This window comes from Mesorhizobium sp. M0119, from assembly GCF_040322615.1.
GTDB lineage: Bacteria > Pseudomonadota > Alphaproteobacteria > Rhizobiales > Rhizobiaceae > Mesorhizobium.
The window spans coordinates 241,196-261,148 of the sequence record NZ_JAMYTU010000001.1 but is presented as its reverse complement, the minus strand read 5'-3'; the positions used below and the strand labels follow the sequence as shown (position 1 = coordinate 261,148).

The following is a 19,953-nucleotide window of genomic DNA, read 5'->3' as shown; positions in this document are numbered from 1 at the left end:
TCGCGGCCAGGGGCAGACCACGGCCGAACACGACCGGCTGGCCCAGATGTTCGAGCAAGCCCCCGGTTTCATGACATTGATGCGTGAGCCGGGTCATGTCTATGAGTTGACCAACGCCGCCTATCAGCGCCTGATCGGCCAAAGGCAAGTGATAGGAAAGTCGGTACGCGAGGCCCTGCCCGAGCTCGAAGGTCAAGGTTTCTACGAACTGCTGGACCAGGTGTGCGAAACGGGCGAACTCTACAGGGGTCAGGGCGTGAAGGTCGCCCTTCGCAACAGCCATGACGAGCCGGTCGAAGAGCGCATCCTCGATTTCGTCTATCAGCCCATCAAGGCCGACGACGGTCGCGTCACGGCTATTTTCGTCGAAGGCACCGATGTTAGCGAGCTCTCCTTTGCGAACGCCGCCCTCCGCTTGCGCGAAGATCATTTGCGTTCGATCCTGGCAACGGTGCCCGATGCGATGGTCGTCATCGACGAACAGGGCCGTATTCAATCCTTCAGCACCGCTGCCGAAACGCTGTTCGGCTACCAGTCGAGCGAGGTGCTCGGACAAAATGTCAGTCTGCTGATGCCGTCGCCCTATCGCGAAGAGCATGACGCTTATCTCCACCGCTATCTGACGACCGGTGAACGCCGCATCATCGGGCTCGGCCGCACCGTCACTGGAATGCGTAAGGATGGCTCAACCTTTCCGATGGAACTTGCCGTCGGTGAAATGCATCCTGGCACCGGCCGCTTCTTTACCGGCTTCTGCCGGGACTTGACCGAACGCTACAGAGCGGAAGCAAGAATACAGGAGCAGCAGCAGGAGCTCCTCCATATGGCGCGGTTTACCGCGCTGGGCGAAATGGCTTCGACACTGGCGCATGAGATCAACCAGCCCCTCACGGCAATCACGAACTACCTCAAAGGCAGCCGCCGGCTTCTCGAAAAAAGCACGGAAGAGAACGCGCCGATGTTGAGGGAGGCCGTGGAAAAGGCAGCGGAACAGGCCTTGAGGGCCGGAGACGTCATTCGCCACCTTCGGGACTTCGTCGCAAGAGGCGAGAGCGAGCGCCAGGTCGAACGCCTGCCCACACTGATCGAGGAAGCCTCGTCCCTGGCCCTGGTCGGTGCAAGAGAAGTAGACGTGCGCGTCAGCTACAAGCTTGATCCCGCCGCCGAACTGGTCTTGACCGACCGCATCCAGATTCAGCAGGTTCTGCTCAACTTGATGCGCAACGCGATAGAAGCCATGCAAGGCGTGCCACGCCGCGAGTTGCAAGTCATGACCGTGGCCCTTGACGACGGCATGGCAGAGGTAAGCGTGATCGACACAGGCACTGGTCTCGCGCCGGAAGTCTCCGCACAGCTTTTCCAGCCATTTGTCACCACCAAGAAACAGGGCATGGGCGTCGGCCTCTCTATTTGCCGTACAATCGTTGAGTCGCATGGTGGCCACATCTGGGCCGAGGCAATACCGACTGGAGGAACCGCGTTCCGGTTCACCTTGCGCATCGTGGAGACGGAAGAGGTCGCCAATGACCGGTAACCATCTTGTGCACGTGGTCGACGACGACGTCGACGTTCGCAAATCGCTTGGTTTTCTCTTGGCGACGGCTGATTTCGCCGTGCGCCTGTACGAATCGGCGACAGCTTTTCTGGCTACGGCCACGAGCCACCTCGACGGCTGCATTGTGACCGACGTGCGCATGCCGGGCATTGACGGCATCGAGTTCCTGCGACAGCTCCGGACCCGCGGGCATACGCTTCCGGTCATCGTCATGACGGGTCATGCCGATGTGGCCCTCGCTGTTCAGGCGATGAAGGAAGGTGCCGCCGACTTCATCGAAAAGCCGTTTGACGACGAGGTGCTGATCGAAGCGATCCGCTCCGCATTGGACAGTCGCAATCGGACGGAGGCGACACACCCACAAAGCGCGGAAATCCGCGGTCGTCTGGCGGCCCTGTCGGAGCGGGAGCGACAAGTGCTGGACGGCCTTGTGTCCGGCCTGCCCAATAAGACGATTGCCTATGACCTCGGCATCAGCCCGCGCACGGTCGAGATCCATCGCGCCAATCTCATGAGCAAGATGGCCGCGAGCAGTCTGTCGCATCTCGTGCGCATGGCTTTGGTTGTGGAGTCCAAACGTTAAAGCGAGTCGCGGAGAGACTTCCCGTCGTTTAGCGGAACCCTATCCGGCACCCAGTCTCGCCAGTGGGTCGGGTGAACGTCGATGCGTGCGCGGGTGGCGGCGTTCTTCCAGCCTTCCCGCTCCTTGATGCAAGGAAAGACAAGCGCATGTTCGCCGTCCTCGTCCAGGACGGCGAGTTCCAGCTCACGATCGAACGGAGCGCTTGAGATCGGCTTCCACATCATCCCCTATGATGGGTGGGAGCAGCAGGCCTCGCCTTGATCTGGATCATTTTCCAAATCCCCACTCCGGCATGGACGCTGACAACTGACATGGGCCGCCATGCGAGTCGCCGGCGGGCCCAGCCACGGTTGTCGATTCGTCTGTCGGCCGACCGACTCCTTGATCGTGATCAATGACCTCCATGGCGGCAGGGCTACGATCCGCGATGCCGGATATCAGAGTCGATGGAGCACCGGCGACACCGTTCTGTCACGAAAAACAGGAGATCGCGCCGATGCTGATCCGCACGCTTTCTGCTTTGGAATGTACAAAATTGCTGACGGCGAATCGGGTCGGCCACTTGGCATGCGCCAAGGATGGACAGCCCTACGTCGTGCCATTCTACTATGCCCACGCCGACAATCACCTTTATGCATTTTCCATTCCGGGCAAAAAGGTCGACTGGATGCGTGTCAATGCGCTGGTGTGCGTCCAGGTCGATGAACGCGGCCAAGGACGGGCATGGAGAAGCGTGGTTGTCGACGGTGTCTATGAAGAACTGCCTGACCGGATCGGCTACAAGGTTCAGCGCGACCATGCGTGGTCGGTGTTGAGCAAACACGTCGACTGGTGGGAGCCTGGCGCTCTGAAGCCGGTTACGCCTCCTGTTTCGGACAGCACTCCGCATGTTTTCTTCAGGATCGTTATCAAGCAGGCATCGGGTCGGGAAGCAAAGGAATAGCGTGTTTTCCCGTCCGAACACCGCGGGCGCACAGCCGCCGTGGATTGTGCCGGGCAATCCGTTTTCACGCTAAATCGTCCATCGCGCAAAAAAACATTGGAAGTCCGAGCCGGCTTGGGGATAGGCACTCTATGGCGCATGTATACCAGTGGTGAAGGGCGATGGCGCAGGAAAATCTGGTGGTGTGCAGCAAATGCGGCGGAATCAATCGACTGCCGCCAGCGCGCGATGCCAAAAACGCAAAATGCGGAAACTGCGGGAAAAAGTTGTTCTCAGGCCACCCCGAAGACGTCGACGCACGAATCTTCGATCGTCAGGTCAAGCGAGGCACCCTTCCCGTTGTCGTGGGTGTCTGGGCGCCATGGTGCGGGCCCTGCAAGATGATGGCGCCCGCATATGAAGCCGCAGCAAACGAACTGGAACCGCATGTTCGGCTGATCAAGCTCAACTCCGATAATGAGCAGGCCGTATCAGCCAGGCTTGGCATTCGCGGCATCCCGACCATGATCCTGTTCCATGGCGGACATGAGGTTGCACGCACATCCGGCGCAATGACGGCGGGGCAGATCGTCAGGTGGATCCGCGACCACCTGCCGATGGCCGGCGCCTAATTGTGGATCCGCTCATCGCCCGGCTCGGACTTGCACTGACTATAGGCCTGCTCGTCGGACTGGAGCGCGGCTGGCGAGAGCGGGACGCGCCCGATCGTAGCCGGACGGCCGGAATTCGAACCTACGGCATATCTGGTCTGCTCGGCGGCATTCTCGCAGCGCTGGCCGATGCGTTCGACGCAGTGTCCGTGCTTGTCGGTGGTCTCATCGCGTTTGCGGCAATCTTCGCCTGGTACAAGGCGCGTGAGGCAGCCCATGATGAGGATTTCAGTGTTACGGCGGTAATAGCAGCCCTTTGCGTATTCGCGCTCGGTGCATTGTCCGTCGCAGGCGATTACCGCGCCGCTTCTGCAGGAGGAGCAGCACTCGCGGCCATCCTTGCCAGTCGCGAAATACTGCACGGCCTCCTGAAGCGACTGACCTGGATCGAGCTTCGTTCCGCGCTGATCCTGGCTGTGATGAGCGCGATCGTCCTGCCCTTGCTGCCAAACCGGACGTTGGACCCATGGGGCGGTTTCAACCCGTGGGAAGTATGGTTACTCACGGTGCTGATGGCGTCGATATCGTTCGCCGGCTATGTCGCCGTTCGCGTCCTGGGAATCGCACGCGGCCTGCTCGTCAGCTCGCTCGCCGGCGCGATCGTCTCTTCCACCGCCGTAACCGTGGCGCTGGCCCGAAACGCCGTGTCGACAAGCAATCCTCTGCCGCTCGCTGGCGCGGCGTCGCTGGCCGCAATGGTTTCTTTGCTGCGCGTCTGCGCCGTGGTTCTGATCGTCGAGCCAAGCGTGTTCGCTTCGGTCGGCATTCCCGCAATTGTCGCGGCGCTCTCCTTCGCTGTCTGCGGAGCATTGCTGCTGGCTCGGGACAGCGGGGATCGCAAGGGTGCCGCCGTCGCGCGCAATCCCTTCGATCTAGGCCCGTTGCTGCTCTTCGCCCTACTGTTTGCGATCGTCGCGACCGCGAGCGCAGCATTGGCTGCTCAATTCGGCGGACGCGGCTTGCTGGCGAGCTCGACGCTTGCGGGTACATTCGATGTCGATGTCTCGGTGCTCAGCGCCTTGCGCCTGGTCAAGCATTTGGTACCTGTCGAGACCGTTGGCCAGGCGGTGCTCGCGGCGCTGGCAGCAAACGCGATCGGCCGCCTGTCGCTGGCAGTGTTTGCCGGTCCGATCAGGTTCTGGTTGCCGCTGGCAGGCGCAACCGTGGTCGCCGCAATGGCCGGCTACGGTGCGGTGTTGCTGGCACTGACCTTCTGGTAGTCCGACAACCGGCCTCTTTTGATGCCGATCAAGGGCCAAGCCGGACAACCGCTTTATGAAACTCCGCGAAGGAGTACGCATGGTCAGCTTGAAGGGTCTCACCCCGAAATTCCGGCACGCGTCCGGTTGCTTGCCAAGCCGCCTCGGAGGTAACCCATGCCGCGGCGCATCTTGATTATTGTCGGCCATCCCGATCCATCGCCGCACCGGCTTTGCCGTAATCTCGCCAGGGCCTATGGCGAAAGTGCGGAACTGGCGGGGCATATCGTCCGCCGGGTCGACCTCGCGGCACTCGATTTTCCAATGCTTCGGACGGTGCAGGAGTTCGAGCACGGCGCGATTCCCGACAGCCTAGAGGATGCCGCCGAAGCGATAGTCTGGGCGGAGCACATTGTATTTGTCTTTCCGCTGTGGCTCGGGACCGTGCCGGCTCTGCTCAAGGCTTTTCTGGAACAGGTGATGCGGCCGGGAACTGCCTTTACCTACCCGGACAAGGGTGGCGGCTTGCCCAGGAAACTGCTCCGCGGCCGCTCCGCTCGCGTCGTGGTCACGATGGGCATGCCTTCCGTTGTTTACCGGCTCTGGTTCCTCGGCCACGGCATTGCCGCCATGCGGCGCAGCATCCTTTATTTTGCCGGCATCAGCCCGGTACACGAGACGTTGTTCGGCATGGTCGCGGGTGCCAGCGATACGACGCGGAGAAAGTGGATCGAACAAATGCGCAAGCTCGGTGGGCTGGCGCTTTAGCCACGATCAATCAGGCACGGCAAAGCCGGCCGTGGTTGTCCAGCCAGTGAGTGTAGATCGCTCAAGCCGCGCGACTTCACCCGGCCTTGTCCGCCGCGGCAGCTCTGAGCAGTCTTTGTGGGGGCCAAACAAGGTGTCGGCCGGGCCCCTACCCTGACGGTGACCTCGGTGGAGCGCCCACGATGATACTGTCTCACGTCCGCCCATCCGAATTTCGCGCACTGGAACCATCGAGGCCGCGTCGGACGAGACACTATCAACTAAGCCTTCCCCAGCCGCGGCATCGCCTCTCAAGTGCTACGTAGTTTCCCGTAGGGACATAACCGAATTTCGCGACCTGCGGATTCGAGCGATTGCTGCGTTACGGATCAACCGGGAAACAGCCATGCACGCCCAATCGACCTCCAGAATTTCACTGCCGTCGCACCCCGTACAGTCGAGCCTGCCTACGGCATTCGATCCGACACCGCTACAGCCGGTCAGCTTCTTTCCCTCCGGTTCGGAAATCTATGCGCAAGGTGAAAAGGCCGGAGCCTTCTATCAGGTCGAGTTTGGCGCCGTGCGTGTTTACCGCCTGCTTGCCGACGGTCGCAGGCAGATAAGCGCCTTCCATCTGGCTGGAGAGACGTTCGGTTTCGAAGCCGACACCACCCATCATTTCTTCGCCGAAGCCATCAACGCCACGGGTGTCCGCGTCTTCCGCTTTGCCACTGGTGCGGATCTCTCCCGCCAGCTGCTGCCGTTGGCTCTCAAGGGCCTGACGAGAGCGCAGGAACATCTCTTGGTCCTCGGCCGCCAAAATGCCATCGAACGCGTCGCCGCGTTCCTGGTCGACATGGGGGAGCGGCAGGGCGGGTTGCGGCAGATCGAACTGCCGATGTCGCGCATGGATATCGGCGATTATCTCGGCCTCACCATCGAGACCGTGTCGCGGGTTTTCACCCGGCTGAAGGACAAGGGCGTCATCCGGCTGCTCAATCTGCGCAGCATCGAGATCATCAAGCACGACGTGCTTCATGCGATGAGCGAGTGAGGCCGCAATCGAAGCGAGTTATCTCAACACCCACGGTGAAACAGCAGCCCTCTTATGCCGCTCAACGGCTAATTTCAACCGACTTTGGTCACTCGGGCTTCAATCGCCATGCGCCCTTGGGCCAAGCGCGCAGCTAGGCCGCCTTCTTGATCTCCGCGACCTGAACACCCAGTCGGAACGCCTGACCGTCTGCAAACGAACGCGCGTAGCTCTCAGATGTAAAAGGGACCGTGGTGGTGGTGCCGTTGACCGTCACGCGAACCGACCACTCTTTGTCCCTAACAATTTCAACGGCATGTTGCTCATGCGCAGCCATGCATTCCTCCCAGAATCTTCCGTTGAGGATGGGAGGATAGCGTCGTAAAACTGGTTTGCATGCAAATAATCCGACACCGCGACGTCGAAATGTCAAAACACGCACAGCTAGCTTAAGTCGATGGCGTCGCCTTGAGCTGTTCGAGGTGTTCCTTGGCGAGGTTGAAAAGTGCGGTGGCAGTCTCTTCAGCCGTCCAGCCTTCCTCGATGCAAGAGGACACCAGAGCGGCGTATGCGCCTTCGAGGGCGACTGCGCAGTTCACGCTCCTGTCGGGGGCTGTCCTGGGAGAGAAGGGGCGGTTCGACGTGTGCTGTTTGGGACATGCAAAACAAATTGGGGCAGTGTCAGAATAGTTCCACATACTTCGCACTCGCGCTTCGCACCGCGGTGCCGCCTTCAACGTCTTCTCGCGCAGAAAGACGAGGTTATCGCGTGCAAAGCCAAGCATGGTACCGCTATAACCAGTCTTCCGCTGTCGGGGAGGTACGCGTTCGGCGCGTGCCTTGTCAGAGGCCGAGAGCTGGCCTCAGTGGCCGAATACGGTCCAGAACGTCACACAGGCTCAATGGCATATGGTGCAGTGCTAGAAAAAACCCACGCGCTCACATTTCCGTCAGGTGATGCGGGCAATGGCTCACGCTGAGCTGCCGGGCCCTAAGCAGAGCTTTCAATTGATGGTGTCCCGGGAGTGACGATCAGGCTTGCCGGTAAAACAGCGCCCGTCCGGTCGGAATTAGCTGAAGAAGATAATCGAAGTCGCTGATGTTCGCCGTGAGTACCGTGAACCCTAGCTTCTGCGCCTGCAGGAACAAGACACAATCCAGAAGCGCGCGGAGGCGAGCATCTTTCTGGTAGCCCTGAAGGCGGCACATGATGCCTGACAGCAGCGCAGCTTTTCCAAGCACGTCCGGATCCGGTGCGAAGACACGATGGGGGTGCATGCCGCGAATGGTCGCGCCAATCTGTTTGATTGCAGTCTTTGTACCGGGATGCTTGGGGTCTAGCACGCCGACGGTGTGCATGAGCTCCTGGATGGCAACCGTCGAATGATTACTCAGTCTGAGATCGAGCAGATCGGCAACGACATCCGGGGCGTGGCCCTGCAAACCATCAATGTAGACACAGGTATCGAGCATCAGGGCTTGCCCCGCCTCGGCAGTATCACCGAGGAACGGAAGGTCGTCGTCCTTGCGGCGAGACAGCCTCTCCTGAGGATCAAATCGTGCCCAGCGGACAGAACTGGCAAAATCAAAGTCCGTCAACTCAGAACCCGAGCTTAAGCGTCGGATCGACGGAGCCTCTCGTCTTTCTGAACGTCTGTCCGAAATTGTCGTCGAGTGCGACATTGGCGAGGGCGAATTCGATCAGGTCGGTGTCAGTCTCGATCCCGGTCTGCTTCTTTGCTTTTTCGATCAGCGCCGGACTGATACGACCACCGATTCGCGTGCTCTTCTCACCCAGCAGGCCGGAACGTTCCGCCGCCTTCATGACGGCCTCAAAACGGGTTCTGCTGATCGTGACAGACTTGCCGGTCTTTGTTGCCCGACCAGTCTTCGGAAGTGGCTCGCCGGCCTTCGTCGTCATTTCGATCATACCGGCCATACCGGCGCGCTTCTGAATGGCAAATCTGCCTTGCCGTTCCGCGCCACCAGCCGTGTATTTCTTCCTCGCTGCCTTCGCCATGACGCAGCCTCTAATGTCCGACATTTCACGATTTCGTCCAACATAACATGGTTGAGACAATTTTTCAAGGAGCCACCGAAATGCGGCATCCATCGCGGCGGCGGGCGACCTCATAGAACGCGATCGCACCCGCCGACCTCATTTCTCGTATGCCGAATTTGAAGATAGTGAGCTTACCGACGGCCACTGCGAGCTATCACTGAGAACAGCATCGCAGTACCGGCATGTATCGCGAAAAACGGGCGCTCCAACTCGAAATTTCGAGTTCATGGCGCTCGATTAGGTGTCGGGCCGCTTGCCGACCATAGCAAAAGGACGCCTCCTCAACAGTGGGTCTTGCGATATGGCGGTCTACGACTCGAACCCCGAACACGTCGTGCTGGGCTATTATACGCTTTGCGCAACCGGGGTTGCACACGGCGACGTGCCGGCCACCGCGCGCAAGCACATCCCGCGCTATCCGCTGGTCAGCGCCACGCTGATCGGACGGCTGGCGGTCTCGGAAGGCCGTCAGGGCGAACGCCTGGGTGCGATGCTTCTCGCCGACGCCGTGCGGCGCGCCTATGCGAGCGCGGCCACAGTCGGTTCCTCGATGCTGGTGGTGGATGCCATCAGCGAGCGCGCCGCTGCCTTCTACGAGGGAAACGGCTTCGTGCGGCTGCCGGAATCGCTCCGGCTGGTCCTACCGATGCACGCAATCCGGCAACTGGTGGGGCCATGATCGACGCAGCACCTACATCGCCTAACGCGGAGCCTTCGCCGTCGGACCGCGACGGGTTCGGCCACCCTGTGCTTTGCCGAAGCCCTCAGAAGCATCTCGCACAACCAGTAAAAAGACCCTCTTTCGTCGTGCTACGGCGCCCTGTCAGGTGCTCTGTCGCTCGGGCAGCCCAAGCCAGGCGACAATCTCTCAAACATCGCGTCACAGCGTGGCCTGTTGCGCCTCTTCGCCAAAACAGAACCGAAAGATGGGAGAACTTTGTGTGCAGCGAGTGTGCACGTCGCCCTCTAAACACTGGTTCTATTCTGATGCCGAATCTATCACTGGATACCTCAGAGCACGCTGGATGATCCAAACGCAAATTCGGCAGCGGCATGGTCGGCCTTCAAAGTCCCTTGGCCGGGAAGTATAGTCGGAATCTTGCAACACCCGTTTCCGAACTGGATTTTGAAGCCGTGAATGAGCGGCTATGATGAACGTGCCGAGTGCAAGCAAGGTCGAGGAGGCCTCGAACAATCGGCATTAGAGGAGATTACGTCGATGACGAACGTTCGCGCCCTTGTCCTTGAACGCCAGCACGAACTCAAGCTGCGTGAGATCGATCTGCCACAGACCGTAGGCGCGGGCGAAGTTCGCATCAAGATCCATACGGTGGGCATCTGCGGCTCGGACGTGCACTACTACACGCATGGCCGCATCGGCCCGTTCGTGGTCGAAGCGCCGATGGTCTTGGGTCACGAAGCCGCCGGCACTGTCGTCGAAACAGGGGAAGGCGTCGAGCATCTGAAGGTCGGCGACCGCGTCAGCATGGAGCCGGGTATCCCCGATCCCAATTCGCGGGCGAGCCGGCTCGGTCTCTACAACATTGACCCGGCTGTCAGATTCTGGGCAACGCCGCCGATCCACGGTGTGTTGACACCCTATGTCGTCCACCCCGCCAACTACACTTTCAAACTGCCCGACAATGTCAGCTTCGCCGAAGGCGCCATGGTCGAGCCCTTCGCTGTCGGCATGCAGGCAGCGGCCAAAGCAAAGATCGCGCCGGGCGACACGGCGGTGGTGATTGGCGCAGGGCCGATTGGGACGATGGTGGCGATCGCGGCACTCGCCGGCGGGTGCGCCCGCGCCATTGTTGCAGATCTCGCCCATCCCAAGCTCGACATCGCCGGCGGCTATCAAGGCGTGATCCCGGTCAACATCCGCGACAAGAGCCTGGCGGCGGAGGTAAAGCGCCTGACCGATGGCTGGGGCGCCGACGTCGTCTTCGAATGCTCGGGCTCGTCCAAGGCATGGGAGACCCTGCTCGATCTGCCGCGGCCCGGTGGCGCGGTGGTGGTGGTCGGCCTGCCGGTTGCGCCGATCGCATTCGATGTCGCCACCGCCTCGACCAAGGAAGTCCGCATCGAGACTGTGTTCCGCTATGCCCACCAATATGAGCGGGCAATCGCGCTGATGGGGTCGGGCCGGGTCGACCTAAAGCCACTCATTTCGGCGACCTTCCCCTTCGAAGATTCCATCACCGCCTTCGACCGCGCAGTCGAAGCCCGGCCGGCGGACGTAAAGCTTCAGATCCGATTGCCGGATTAAGGGGAGTTCCAAGACCCCCGGGCTGTCCTCCCGATCTCCTCGATGCTTTCCGTAGCTTTCCTTGGGCTGCCAAAGTTGGCGGCGACCCCGAGCGCTTTTGATGCTGGTACACGGCATTTGCCGGCGGCGCTCCCTCCAAAAAATCTCCATACCCGGCGATGACCGCATCCTCTGGGACCACGAGCAAATCCCTTGAGCCCTGGTGAAACCGACACTTGACAAATCGGCGGCCGTCCGACACGTTCTTAACAAAAGACACAACAAACTTACAAAAGTTCAAGTTGGCACAATCTGGCCGATAGGGAGAAGGCCGATGCGTCTCTGTGACCGAGCGGAGATTTGCACGTGAGCAGCGCTATCCTCACCCGGCCGAGTTCCAGGTGGGCCCTGCCCCGGTTCATGACGGCCGAGCATCCTTTTCCCTGGCTCGCGCCGATCACGGTGATGCTTCTCGTTTTCGGCATCTATCCCCTCGCCTATTCAGTCTGGCTGTCGTTTCACAAACGCAATGTCGTTTCCCGGCAACTTGACTTCGCCGGGCTCCACCAATGGACGCGCGCATTCTCGGATGCGCGTATGTGGCATTCGCTGGAAACCACGCTGATCTACACCTTCGTCGCGCTTGCGGTTCAGCTTGCGCTCGGCATCCTCATTGCCCTTCTGCTTGACACCGATCGCAAAGGTTACGGCGTGCTGCGGGCGCTGATGACACTGCCGCTGGTGGTGCCGCCTGCGGTAACCGGAATGATGTTCCTGCTGATGCAGGACGGCTCTTTCGGCGTCCTGTCGTTCTACCTCTATGCCCTCGACCTGATCTCGCCGGCACAGCCGATCCTGACGCAGCCGGGAACCGCGTTGGCGGCGATCCTGCTTGCAGACATCTGGCAATGGACGCCGTTCATGGTGCTCATCATCCTGGCAGGGCTCAGGGCGCTGCCGAAGGAACCTTTCGAGGCAGCCGCGATCGACGGTGCCAACGGCATCCAGACGTTCTTGCGGCTCACATTGCCGATGCTGCGCAAGGTGATAGCGGTCGCGGTGCTGATCCGCGGCGTCGATCTCTTTCGCATCTACGACTACGTTTACATCATCACCGCCGGCGGGCCAGGCACGGCCACCGAGACACTTTCATTCTACGCGGGTCGAATCTACTTCACCGGAGACTTTCCCTATGCCGCGACCCTGTCGCTGATCGTGCTCGTCGTCTTGATCGTCGTGTCGAACCTGTTCGTCCGGCTGTTCAAGGTGAGGTTCTGATGGAGTCGTCGCGCGCCCAAACGATCGCCCGTGACGTGCTCGCCGTCCTGGTGGTGGCGATCTTCATGTTCCCGATCGCGTGGTGGGCTCTGTCGTCCATCAAACCCTACTCGGCGATCTTCGACCGCAGCGGACCGGTCTACACCGGTTTCACGCCGACGCCGGACAATTACCGTGTGACGTTGCTTGGCGTTTCGCGCGTCGACATCGGCATGGAACAGGGCGGCGAGGCGGCGGGTGTGATCAAAGGTGGCGCCAGCTCCTACGATTCCCGCCAGTCGTTGCTCGACAGCGCCATCATAGCCGTCGGATCGACGGCGCTGACGCTGCTGCTGGCCACCCTGGCCGCCTATTGCCTGTCGCGAATGCAGTTCAGCGGCCAGCAGTCCTTCCTGTTCTGGATTCTCTCGCAGCGCTTCATGCCGCCAATCGCGATCGTCATTCCGATCGTTTTCATGTTCCGCGATCTCGGCTTGCGCGATACTTATACGGGCCTCATCCTCGTTCACAGTTTGATCAACCTGCCGCTGGCGGTTTTGCTTTTGAAATCGTTCTTCGACGATGTTCCGCGCGAGGTTGATGAGGCGGCGCTGATTGACGGCGCGACGCGCTGGCAGACGTTCCGACGCGTGGTCCTTCCCATGGTCAAGGGCGGCATCGCTGCGACAGCTGTTCTGTGTTTCATCTTTTCGTGGACCGAGTTCCTGCTCTCACTGTTCCTGACAACGTCGATCCGCACCGTGCCGGTGAAGATCTCGACCTTTGTCACCTCGACCGCGACCGAGTGGGGCTACATTACAGCGCTCGGCACGTCCGCGATCATACCCAGCTTCATCTTCATCCTGCTGGTTCAACGGCATCTGGTCCGCGGCCTCACCCTCGGATCGCTAAAGGAGTGAGGCGCAGACGAGAAGAACGACGACAAAACGCAATGGAGGAACGATCATGAGCTTCAGTGAACACGACAAGAAGACATTCGTCGCCGATACCTGCAACGATTTTACGGCGCGCCGAATAACCAAACGCGACTTTATGAGGAAGATGGCGCTCGCTGGTGTCGGCTTTTCTGCCTTCGGATCGGCCATGCTAGGAGGCGGCCGCACCAATCGGGGGATGCTGGGGCTCGGGGTTGAGGAAGCCCGCGCCCAGGACGCCGACATGCTGAAGTGGCTGGCTGATGTCGGCAAGCCATATGCCGGCACCAAAATCCGCTACACTTCGGAAGCGACGCCGCCAACGATCGTAGCCAACCAGCTTGTCGCGGGTGAATTCACCAAGGCAACCGGCATTGAGGTGGAAGTCGAGATCGTGCCGCTGGAGCAGGTTCTCGCCAAGGCGACGCAAGACGTACAGGGCCAACTGGGCACCTACGACGTCTACTATCTCGACCAGTCCTGGATGGCGACGTTTGCACAGGATGTCGTCGATCCGCGCGAGTATTATGACCAGAACAAAGACCTGGCGATGCCCAACTTCGACTGGGACGATTTCTCCAAGCCGCTGGTCGACGGCATTGCCATGTACAACGGCAAACAGTGCGGAATTCCATTCGATATTCCGATCTTCATCCTGATGTACCGCAAGGATCTTTTCGACAAGCACAATATCGCGCTGCCGACAGATCTCGACGCCTACCTCAAGGCCGTGCAGGCGCTCACAGAGGCAGAAAAAAGCAACGGCATCTTCGGCACCGCGTGCCAGGCGAAGTCCGGCCATTATTCGCTGGAATGCGACTGGACCTTCGCATTGTGGGGCCATGGCGGTTCGATCTTCAACAAAGACAAGAAGTTTGTCGGCAATGACGAGCGCGGCGTGGCCGGGCTCAAATTCTATCAGGAGCTGGTGAAGAACTCGCCGCCGTCTGCGACGACGTGGACCTGGGACGGTCAGGGGCAGGCGTTGACCCAGGGTCAGGCTGCGATGGCAATTACCTGGGGCGAGGATTTCCCCGGCTTTGACGCCAAGGATTCCAAGGTCAAGGGCCTGTTCGAGGCCCTGCCCGCGCCGAAGGAGGTTCCTGGCCGTCGCGCCGCCGCCGATTGCGGCTTCAACGAAATCCCGGCCGTCGGCCACCAGGGCGGCTCGACGATCTCGCTGTCGCAATATTCCAAGAACAAGGAAGCGGCATGGCTGTTCATGCAGTGGGTCTGCTCGAAGGATGTGATGGCGCGGGTATCGACGCTCGGCGGCGGCGCCTCGCCGATGCGCAATTCCTCTTTTACCGATCCTCGGGTCAAGGCGAAGGCCGTTGTTGGCCCCGGAACGACACGCCATTTCGACGCGATCAAATACACTATCGACAACCAGATGGGATCGGAGCCGGACATGCCGATCTGGGCGGATTTGTCGAACAACGACATCCCGGTTGAGCTCGGCAAATTGCTTACGGGCCAAGACTATGGCGGCGACGCCAAAGCATGCCTGGATGCCATTGCCGGCATTGTCGACGGCAAAGTCAAGGATGCCGGTCTTTAGCGGCTAATCGGTGATTTGGGCGAAGGCGGTTTCGACCGCCCTCGCCCGTTGGCAACGTGGCGGCAATGGTTCCTGATCTCGTCATCGGCATTGATTCCTCGACCTCGGCAACCAAGGCGATCGCCTGGGACCGCAATGGTCTTGCCGTGGCCGAAGGTCGTGCACCGCTTGCAATGTCCAACCCGCGTTCGGGCTATTTCGAGCAGGATCCGGCCGAATGGTGGACCTCGACGGTCGCAGCGCTGCGCGCCGTGACATCAACGGTTTCGCCGGCACGCATTGCCGCCCTTGCGATTGCCAACCAACGCGAAAGCTTCGGACTTTTCGACGAGCAGGGCCAGGCGGTCGGGCCCGCGACCCTCTGGCTCGATGAGCGCAGCCGTGTGAAAGCACGGCGCTTCGGCGAGAGCTTCGGCGCGGCACGCGTCCACGCAATATCCGGCAAGCCGCTGGACGTCATTCCTTGCCTTTACCGCATGATCTGGTTTCGCGAGGAAGAGCCCGAGATTTTTGCTCGCGTGGAGCGAATGGCCGAAGTCCATGGCTATCTGGTGTTTCGCTTGAGCGGCCGGTGGGTGACATCCACCGCATCCGCCGACCCGATGGGCATACTCGATATGCGAGCTATGGACTGGTCGAACGATATACTGGACGCGGCAGGCGTCGCCCGGCGAATGATGCTGGATCTGGCGCGACCCGGCACCGTTCTGGGCCAACTAACGTCGGAAGCGGCCATGCTGACGGGCCTGCGGGAGGGCACGCCGATCGTCGCCGGCGGCGGCGACGGTCAATGCGCCGGCACGGGCGCGGGCGTGTTGCAGCCGCGATGCGCCTACATCAACCTCGGTACGGCAGTCGTCTCTGGCAGCTTCGGCATCGACTACGTGCATGATTTGGCCTTCCGCACCGAAACGGCGGTCGCCGATGATGGCTATATCTACGAGACGTGCCTTCGCGCCGGCACTTTTCTTGTCGACTGGATGGCATGCGAAATGCTTGGCGTCGATCTGCATGGCGCAAGCGACGTCCTGGAGGCGCTCGAGGCCGAAGCCGCTACCAGCCCGATCGGCGCAGGCGGCATAATGCTCCTGCCCTACTGGCAGGGCGTCATGGATCCGCACTGGGACAGTGCGGCCCGAGGTGTGATTGCCGGGCTATCCGGCTCCAGCCGCCGCGGCGACATCTATCGCGCCGTGCTGGAAGGCATAGCGCTGCATCAGGCCGCGACAAGTCAGCGGGCCGCTGCGGCTGCCGCCCAGACCATCGACCAGTTCATAGCCATCGGTGGAGGAGCGAAGTCCGATCTGTGGATGCAGATTCTGGCGGATGCACTCGATCGTCCCGTAAAACGTTCGAGGACGGTGGAAGCCTCCTCGCTTGGCGCGGCGATGGCAGCGGCAAAGGGCGTGGGCTGGTTTTCCACCATCGCCGAAGCGTCGCTCGCAATGGCCATCGAGCCGGCCAAAACCTTCGAACCGGACGCGAAACGGGCCGGCCGTTACGCGGAACTTCTCGCGATCCATGCCGATCTTTGGCCAACTCTTTCAGCCTGGAACCAGCGACTCGCGGCCTTCGTGGAGACCGATCATGGCTGAAACGACCAACTGGAACGCCTTGATCGAGGACGTTGTCGCAGGACGCTGGACGGATCCCAAGACAGGCGCGGCCGCGGACCTGCCGTTCCAGACGATCGAATTGCGGGAGACGACGGAGGGCCGGGAGGCGGATCTCGTTGCGCCCCTGGCCCTAGGCAGCCGCATCGCTGTTGTGTCCGATGTCAACACCGTCGATGTGATGGGCCGGCGCGTCGCGAAGGCGCTGCGCGCCATCGCCGACGTCGACGAAATCGTGCTGCCTGACGGCCTCGACTGCGATGAGGCAACGATCCAGATGGTCAGGGAGAAGACGCGTCACGCCGACGGGGTCGTGGCCGTCGGGTCGGGCGTCCTCAACGACAGCTGCAAGCATGCAACCTTCCTCGACGAGCGGCCCTATGCCGTCTTCGGCACGGCCGCCTCGATGAATGGCTACGGCGCCTCGACAGCGTCGGTGACGTTGGCCTCCGGGCTCAAGATCTCGCTGCCCTCGCATGCTCCGCGGGGCATCTTCCTGGACCTTGGTGTTTCGGCTGCAGCACCCCCCTGGCTCAGCGCCGCCGGGCTTGGCGACAGCCTCTGCCGCTCCACCGCCCAGATCGACTGGTGGGCTTCGCATCGGCTGTTCGACACTTACTATTCCGAGGTGCCTTACCTGCTGCAGGCGGGCGATGAGGAACCGATGCTGGCCCATGCGCCTGGCCTTGCCAAGCATGACATCACCGCCGTCGGGCACCTCCAGCGCATCCTGACGCTGTGCTCGATGGGTGTGTGCTTCGCCGGCGTTTCCCACCCTGGGTCCATGGGAGAGCACCAAATCTCCCACTGGATCGACATGTTCGCGCAAGCCCATCATCCCGGCACCACGCACGGCCAGCAGGTCGGGGTTGCCTCGCTGGTCATGGCGCGACTGCAAGCGCGGCTACTGGACATGGAAGAGCCGCCGCAGGCAAGGCCGACCTTCATCGACGAGGCGGCAATGCTGGCGCGCTATGGCGGGCAACTTGGACCGCTTTGCATTGCCGAGATGAGGAAGACGGCACTCGACGCCAGCCAGACGGAAACCTTCAACCGCAGGCTTGCGGAAATCTGGCCGGCGTTGCGCCAGGAGGTTCGGCCGATGGCAATGCCGGTCGCCCGCATGGAGGCGGCGCTCAAGGCTGCGGGGGGGCCGGTCACCGGCGCGGAACTAGGCCTGCCGCGTGCGCTTTGGCACGATGCCATTCGCTATTCGCGAGAAATCCGCGGCCGATGGTCCTTTGTCAACCTGGCCGCCGATGGGGGGTTGCTGGAAGAGTTTCTGGAGAACGAAGGGTGAGAGCATCCGATCGCCAATGGCTCGCATGGCGAAAATGAGATCCAACCGGCAAGGGCAATCGAAGGGTAGCAATTTATGGCGTCTGTCACCATCAGCAACATAAAGAAGGACTATGGCGCCGTCTCGATTATCGATGGACTCGATCTCTCGATCGAGGATGGCCAGTTCGTCGTTCTGTTGGGACCGTCCGGCTGCGGCAAGTCCACGCTGTTGCGTATGATAGCCGGTCTCGAGCCCATCACGTCCGGTGAGATCGCTATAGGCGACAGGGTCGTCAACACGCTCCATCCCAAAGACCGCAACATCGCGATGGTCTTCCAGAATTACGCGCTTTACGCGCACATGACAGTCTTCGACAACATGGCCTTTTCCATGCAGTTGAAGAAACGCCCAACCGATGAAATCAAACAGAAGGTCGGATGGGCGGCGGCGATCCTCAATCTGACCCCCTATCTGGAACGGTACCCCCGCCAGCTTTCGGGCGGTCAGCGGCAGCGCGTCGCCATGGGCCGCGCCATCGTGCGGGACCCAACTGTGTTCCTGTTCGACGAACCGCTGTCCAATCTCGATGCCAAGCTGCGCGTGCAGATGCGCACCGAAATCAAGGAGCTCCACCAGCGGCTGAAGACCACCACCGTCTATGTCACGCATGACCAGATCGAGGCCATGACCATGGCCGATGTCATCGTCATCATGCGCGACGGCCATATCGAGCAGATCGGGCGCCCGCTCGATGTCTACGATCGCCCGGCAAACCTCTTCGTCGCCTCTTTCATCGGCTCGCCCGCAATGAACATGTTCCATGGCGAGGTGGCTTCCGAGCGCGGCGCCTGGGTGGTGCGGGCCGACGAGCTATCCCTCCCGCTCCCGCCAGGGGCTGCGGTCCGGCCCGGCCAAAAGGTGATCTACGGCATTCGCCCCGAACATCTTCGACCAGTGGCCGACGGGCGCGGCATTCCGGCGAGGATTACGGTTGTCGAGCCGACTGGCCCCGAAATCCACATTTTTGCCAGCATGGGCAACGTCGCGATCTGCTCGGTGCTGCATGACCGCATGGAGCTCTCTCCTGGAGCTGTGATCCATCTGGAGCCGGCGCCTGAGCGAATCCACCTGTTCGACCAAGGTAGCGGCGAGCGGCTGGACAAGGGAAGAAGTTGAATGGCGCGGATCATCATCCTCGGCGCCGGCGTCATGGGCTCTGCCATGACGCTTCCGGCCGCTCACGCTGGTAACCGCATCACTCTTGTCGGGACCCATCTCGATGAGGAGATCGTCGGCTCGGTGGCCAGCATAAGTCATCACCCACGCCTCAACATCACTCTGCCTGATGTGGTAACCGCCTGTTCCTGGACCGAATTCGGGGCGGCGATGAACGATGGACCCGATCTGCTTGTACTCGGTGTTTCGTCGGCCGGCGTTCCTTGGGCGATCGACCGCATTGCGGAAAGCATCAAGTCGCCCGTGCCTATACTGATGATTACGAAAGGGCTTGCAGCGAGCGACGAAGGCATTGAAATCCTGCCACATCTGCTTGCTCGCGAGATCGAGCAGCGCACTGGCTTGTCTGTCCCGGTAATGGCCGTCGGCGGACCGTGCATTGCCGGCGAACTGGCGGCACAGCGCGACACGTCTGTGATCGTGGCCGGGCACGATCCCGACCAGGTGACCGCGGCGTCCCGCATTCTGCGCGCGCCTTTCTATCACGCGCGATCGTCATCCGATCTCGTCGGTGTCGAGATCTGCGCCGCTTTCAAGAATTTCTACACACTCGCCGTTGGGGCTCCGGTTGGGCTGCTTGAGCGCGACGGAAAGGCGTCCAATGGCGCGCTCATGCACAACCTAGCCTCGTCACTTTTCTCGCAGTCCCTCGCCGAGATGGCGATTCTGGTCGAAGCTCTGGGTGGAAAAATCGAAACGGTGCTGCGCCTGGCCGGCTCCGGCGATCTTTATGTGACCTGCCAGGCGGGCCGTAACGGTCGCATGGGGCGCCTGCTCGGCCGCGGCCTGCCCTATTCCGTGGCGAAGCGCGAACATATGAGTTCGGACACGGTCGAGGGCGCGCAACTGGCGCTGGACCTTGGTCCGACTTTGAAGAATATGATGGACCGGGGTGTACTTCCCCACGATCGCCTGCCGCTGACGACTGCCATCATCGACGCGATTTGCCATGATGCTCCGCTGGTTTTGTCCTTCGACCGCTATCATCGAGGCTAGCGGAGCCGGGGAAACTCGATTGATGCCTCATATCGATGAGCACATGGCTCCGCCGA

At 61.0% G+C, this 19,953-nt stretch carries 19 protein-coding genes; 16 read left to right on the top strand and 3 right to left on the bottom strand.

Translation table 11 applies throughout. From position 1 onward, the window contains the following. Nucleotides 1–46 precede the first annotated feature (46 nt). The 7 genes from NKJ40_RS01240 (at nucleotide 47) to NKJ40_RS01210 (ending at nucleotide 6,731) form a co-directional block, all read left to right on the top strand. A complete protein-coding gene (locus NKJ40_RS01240) occupies nucleotides 47–1,534 on the top strand; it encodes a PAS domain S-box protein (protein WP_352464263.1) in 1,488 nt (495 codons plus the stop codon). Beyond that, nucleotides 1,524–2,138 (top strand): response regulator FixJ, encoded by a 615-nt coding sequence (gene fixJ / locus NKJ40_RS01235; protein ID WP_352464058.1) that lies wholly within the window; start codon nucleotides 1,524–1,526, stop codon nucleotides 2,136–2,138. The genes NKJ40_RS01240 and fixJ overlap by 11 nt, the downstream gene beginning before the upstream one ends. Nucleotides 2,139–2,634: 496 nt before the next feature. Continuing rightward, nucleotides 2,635–3,081 (top strand): pyridoxamine 5'-phosphate oxidase family protein, encoded by a 447-nt coding sequence (locus NKJ40_RS01230; protein WP_352464262.1) that lies wholly within the window; start codon nucleotides 2,635–2,637, stop codon nucleotides 3,079–3,081. Between the two features lie 161 nt (nucleotides 3,082–3,242). Beyond that, nucleotides 3,243–3,692, top strand: a complete 450-nt coding sequence (gene trxC / locus NKJ40_RS01225; protein WP_352464057.1) for a thioredoxin TrxC — start codon at nucleotides 3,243–3,245, stop codon at nucleotides 3,690–3,692. Between the two features lie 2 nt (nucleotides 3,693–3,694). Beyond that, complete coding sequence (locus NKJ40_RS01220; protein WP_352464056.1) at nucleotides 3,695–4,951, top strand: MgtC/SapB family protein; 1,257 nt, start codon at nucleotides 3,695–3,697, stop codon at nucleotides 4,949–4,951. Nucleotides 4,952–5,107: 156 nt separating this feature from the next. Then, the gene (locus NKJ40_RS01215; RefSeq protein WP_352464055.1) at nucleotides 5,108–5,698 is read left to right on the top strand and encodes an NAD(P)H-dependent oxidoreductase; all 591 of its coding nucleotides are present in this window, start codon (nucleotides 5,108–5,110) and stop codon (nucleotides 5,696–5,698) included. Nucleotides 5,699–6,083: 385 nt separating this feature from the next. Continuing rightward, nucleotides 6,084–6,731 (top strand): helix-turn-helix domain-containing protein, encoded by a 648-nt coding sequence (locus NKJ40_RS01210; RefSeq protein ID WP_352464054.1) that lies wholly within the window; start codon nucleotides 6,084–6,086, stop codon nucleotides 6,729–6,731. A 133-nt stretch (nucleotides 6,732–6,864) separates the two neighbouring features. On the opposite strand, the gene NKJ40_RS01205 is transcribed toward NKJ40_RS01210, so the two are convergent. The 3 genes from NKJ40_RS01205 to NKJ40_RS01195 all read right to left on the bottom strand — a co-directional run bounded on the left by NKJ40_RS01205 (nucleotide 6,865) and on the right by NKJ40_RS01195 (nucleotide 8,844). Then, nucleotides 6,865–7,047, bottom strand: a complete 183-nt coding sequence (locus NKJ40_RS01205; RefSeq protein WP_352464053.1) for a hypothetical protein — start codon at nucleotides 7,045–7,047, stop codon at nucleotides 6,865–6,867. A gap of 695 nt (nucleotides 7,048–7,742) precedes the next feature. Continuing rightward, nucleotides 7,743–8,309 carry a type II toxin-antitoxin system VapC family toxin gene (locus tag NKJ40_RS01200; protein ID WP_352464052.1) on the bottom strand — a complete coding sequence of 189 codons (567 nt, stop codon included), beginning with the start codon at nucleotides 8,307–8,309 and terminating at the stop codon, nucleotides 7,743–7,745. Nucleotide 8,310: 1 nt separating this feature from the next. Beyond that, nucleotides 8,311–8,844, bottom strand: a complete 534-nt coding sequence (locus tag NKJ40_RS01195) for a hypothetical protein (protein WP_352464051.1) — start codon at nucleotides 8,842–8,844, stop codon at nucleotides 8,311–8,313. 229 nt (nucleotides 8,845–9,073) lie between these two features. On the opposite strand from NKJ40_RS01195, the gene NKJ40_RS01190 reads away from it, so the two are divergent. From NKJ40_RS01190 to NKJ40_RS01150, 9 genes are all read left to right on the top strand, one after another. After that, a complete protein-coding gene (locus tag NKJ40_RS01190) occupies nucleotides 9,074–9,451 on the top strand; it encodes a GNAT family N-acetyltransferase (RefSeq protein ID WP_352464050.1) in 378 nt (125 codons plus the stop codon). 540 nt (nucleotides 9,452–9,991) lie between these two features. Beyond that, nucleotides 9,992–11,038, top strand: a complete 1,047-nt coding sequence (locus NKJ40_RS01185; protein ID WP_352464049.1) for an NAD(P)-dependent alcohol dehydrogenase — start codon at nucleotides 9,992–9,994, stop codon at nucleotides 11,036–11,038. A 345-nt stretch (nucleotides 11,039–11,383) separates the two neighbouring features. Continuing rightward, nucleotides 11,384–12,295 (top strand): carbohydrate ABC transporter permease, encoded by a 912-nt coding sequence (locus NKJ40_RS01180; RefSeq protein ID WP_352464048.1) that lies wholly within the window; start codon nucleotides 11,384–11,386, stop codon nucleotides 12,293–12,295. Next, a complete protein-coding gene (locus NKJ40_RS01175) occupies nucleotides 12,295–13,194 on the top strand; it encodes a carbohydrate ABC transporter permease (RefSeq protein ID WP_031212286.1) in 900 nt (299 codons plus the stop codon). The genes NKJ40_RS01180 and NKJ40_RS01175 overlap by 1 nt, the downstream gene beginning before the upstream one ends. A gap of 46 nt (nucleotides 13,195–13,240) precedes the next feature. Next, on the top strand, nucleotides 13,241–14,770 hold the full coding sequence (locus tag NKJ40_RS01170) for an ABC transporter substrate-binding protein (protein WP_352464047.1): 1,530 nt from the start codon (nucleotides 13,241–13,243) through the stop codon (nucleotides 14,768–14,770). Nucleotides 14,771–14,835: 65 nt separating this feature from the next. Continuing rightward, nucleotides 14,836–16,365 carry a xylulokinase gene (locus NKJ40_RS01165; RefSeq protein WP_352464046.1) on the top strand — a complete coding sequence of 510 codons (1,530 nt, stop codon included), beginning with the start codon at nucleotides 14,836–14,838 and terminating at the stop codon, nucleotides 16,363–16,365. Then, nucleotides 16,358–17,683, top strand: coding sequence for an iron-containing alcohol dehydrogenase (locus tag NKJ40_RS01160; protein WP_352464045.1), 1,326 nt, complete (start codon nucleotides 16,358–16,360; stop codon nucleotides 17,681–17,683). The genes NKJ40_RS01165 and NKJ40_RS01160 overlap by 8 nt, the downstream gene beginning before the upstream one ends. Nucleotides 17,684–17,758: 75 nt before the next feature. Then, nucleotides 17,759–18,841, top strand: coding sequence for an ABC transporter ATP-binding protein (locus NKJ40_RS01155; RefSeq protein ID WP_352464044.1), 1,083 nt, complete (start codon nucleotides 17,759–17,761; stop codon nucleotides 18,839–18,841). After that, nucleotides 18,842–19,897: a hypothetical protein gene (locus NKJ40_RS01150; protein ID WP_352464043.1), complete on the top strand. Its 1,056-nt coding sequence runs from the start codon at nucleotides 18,842–18,844 to the stop codon at nucleotides 19,895–19,897. Nucleotides 19,898–19,953: the final 56 nt, after the last annotated feature.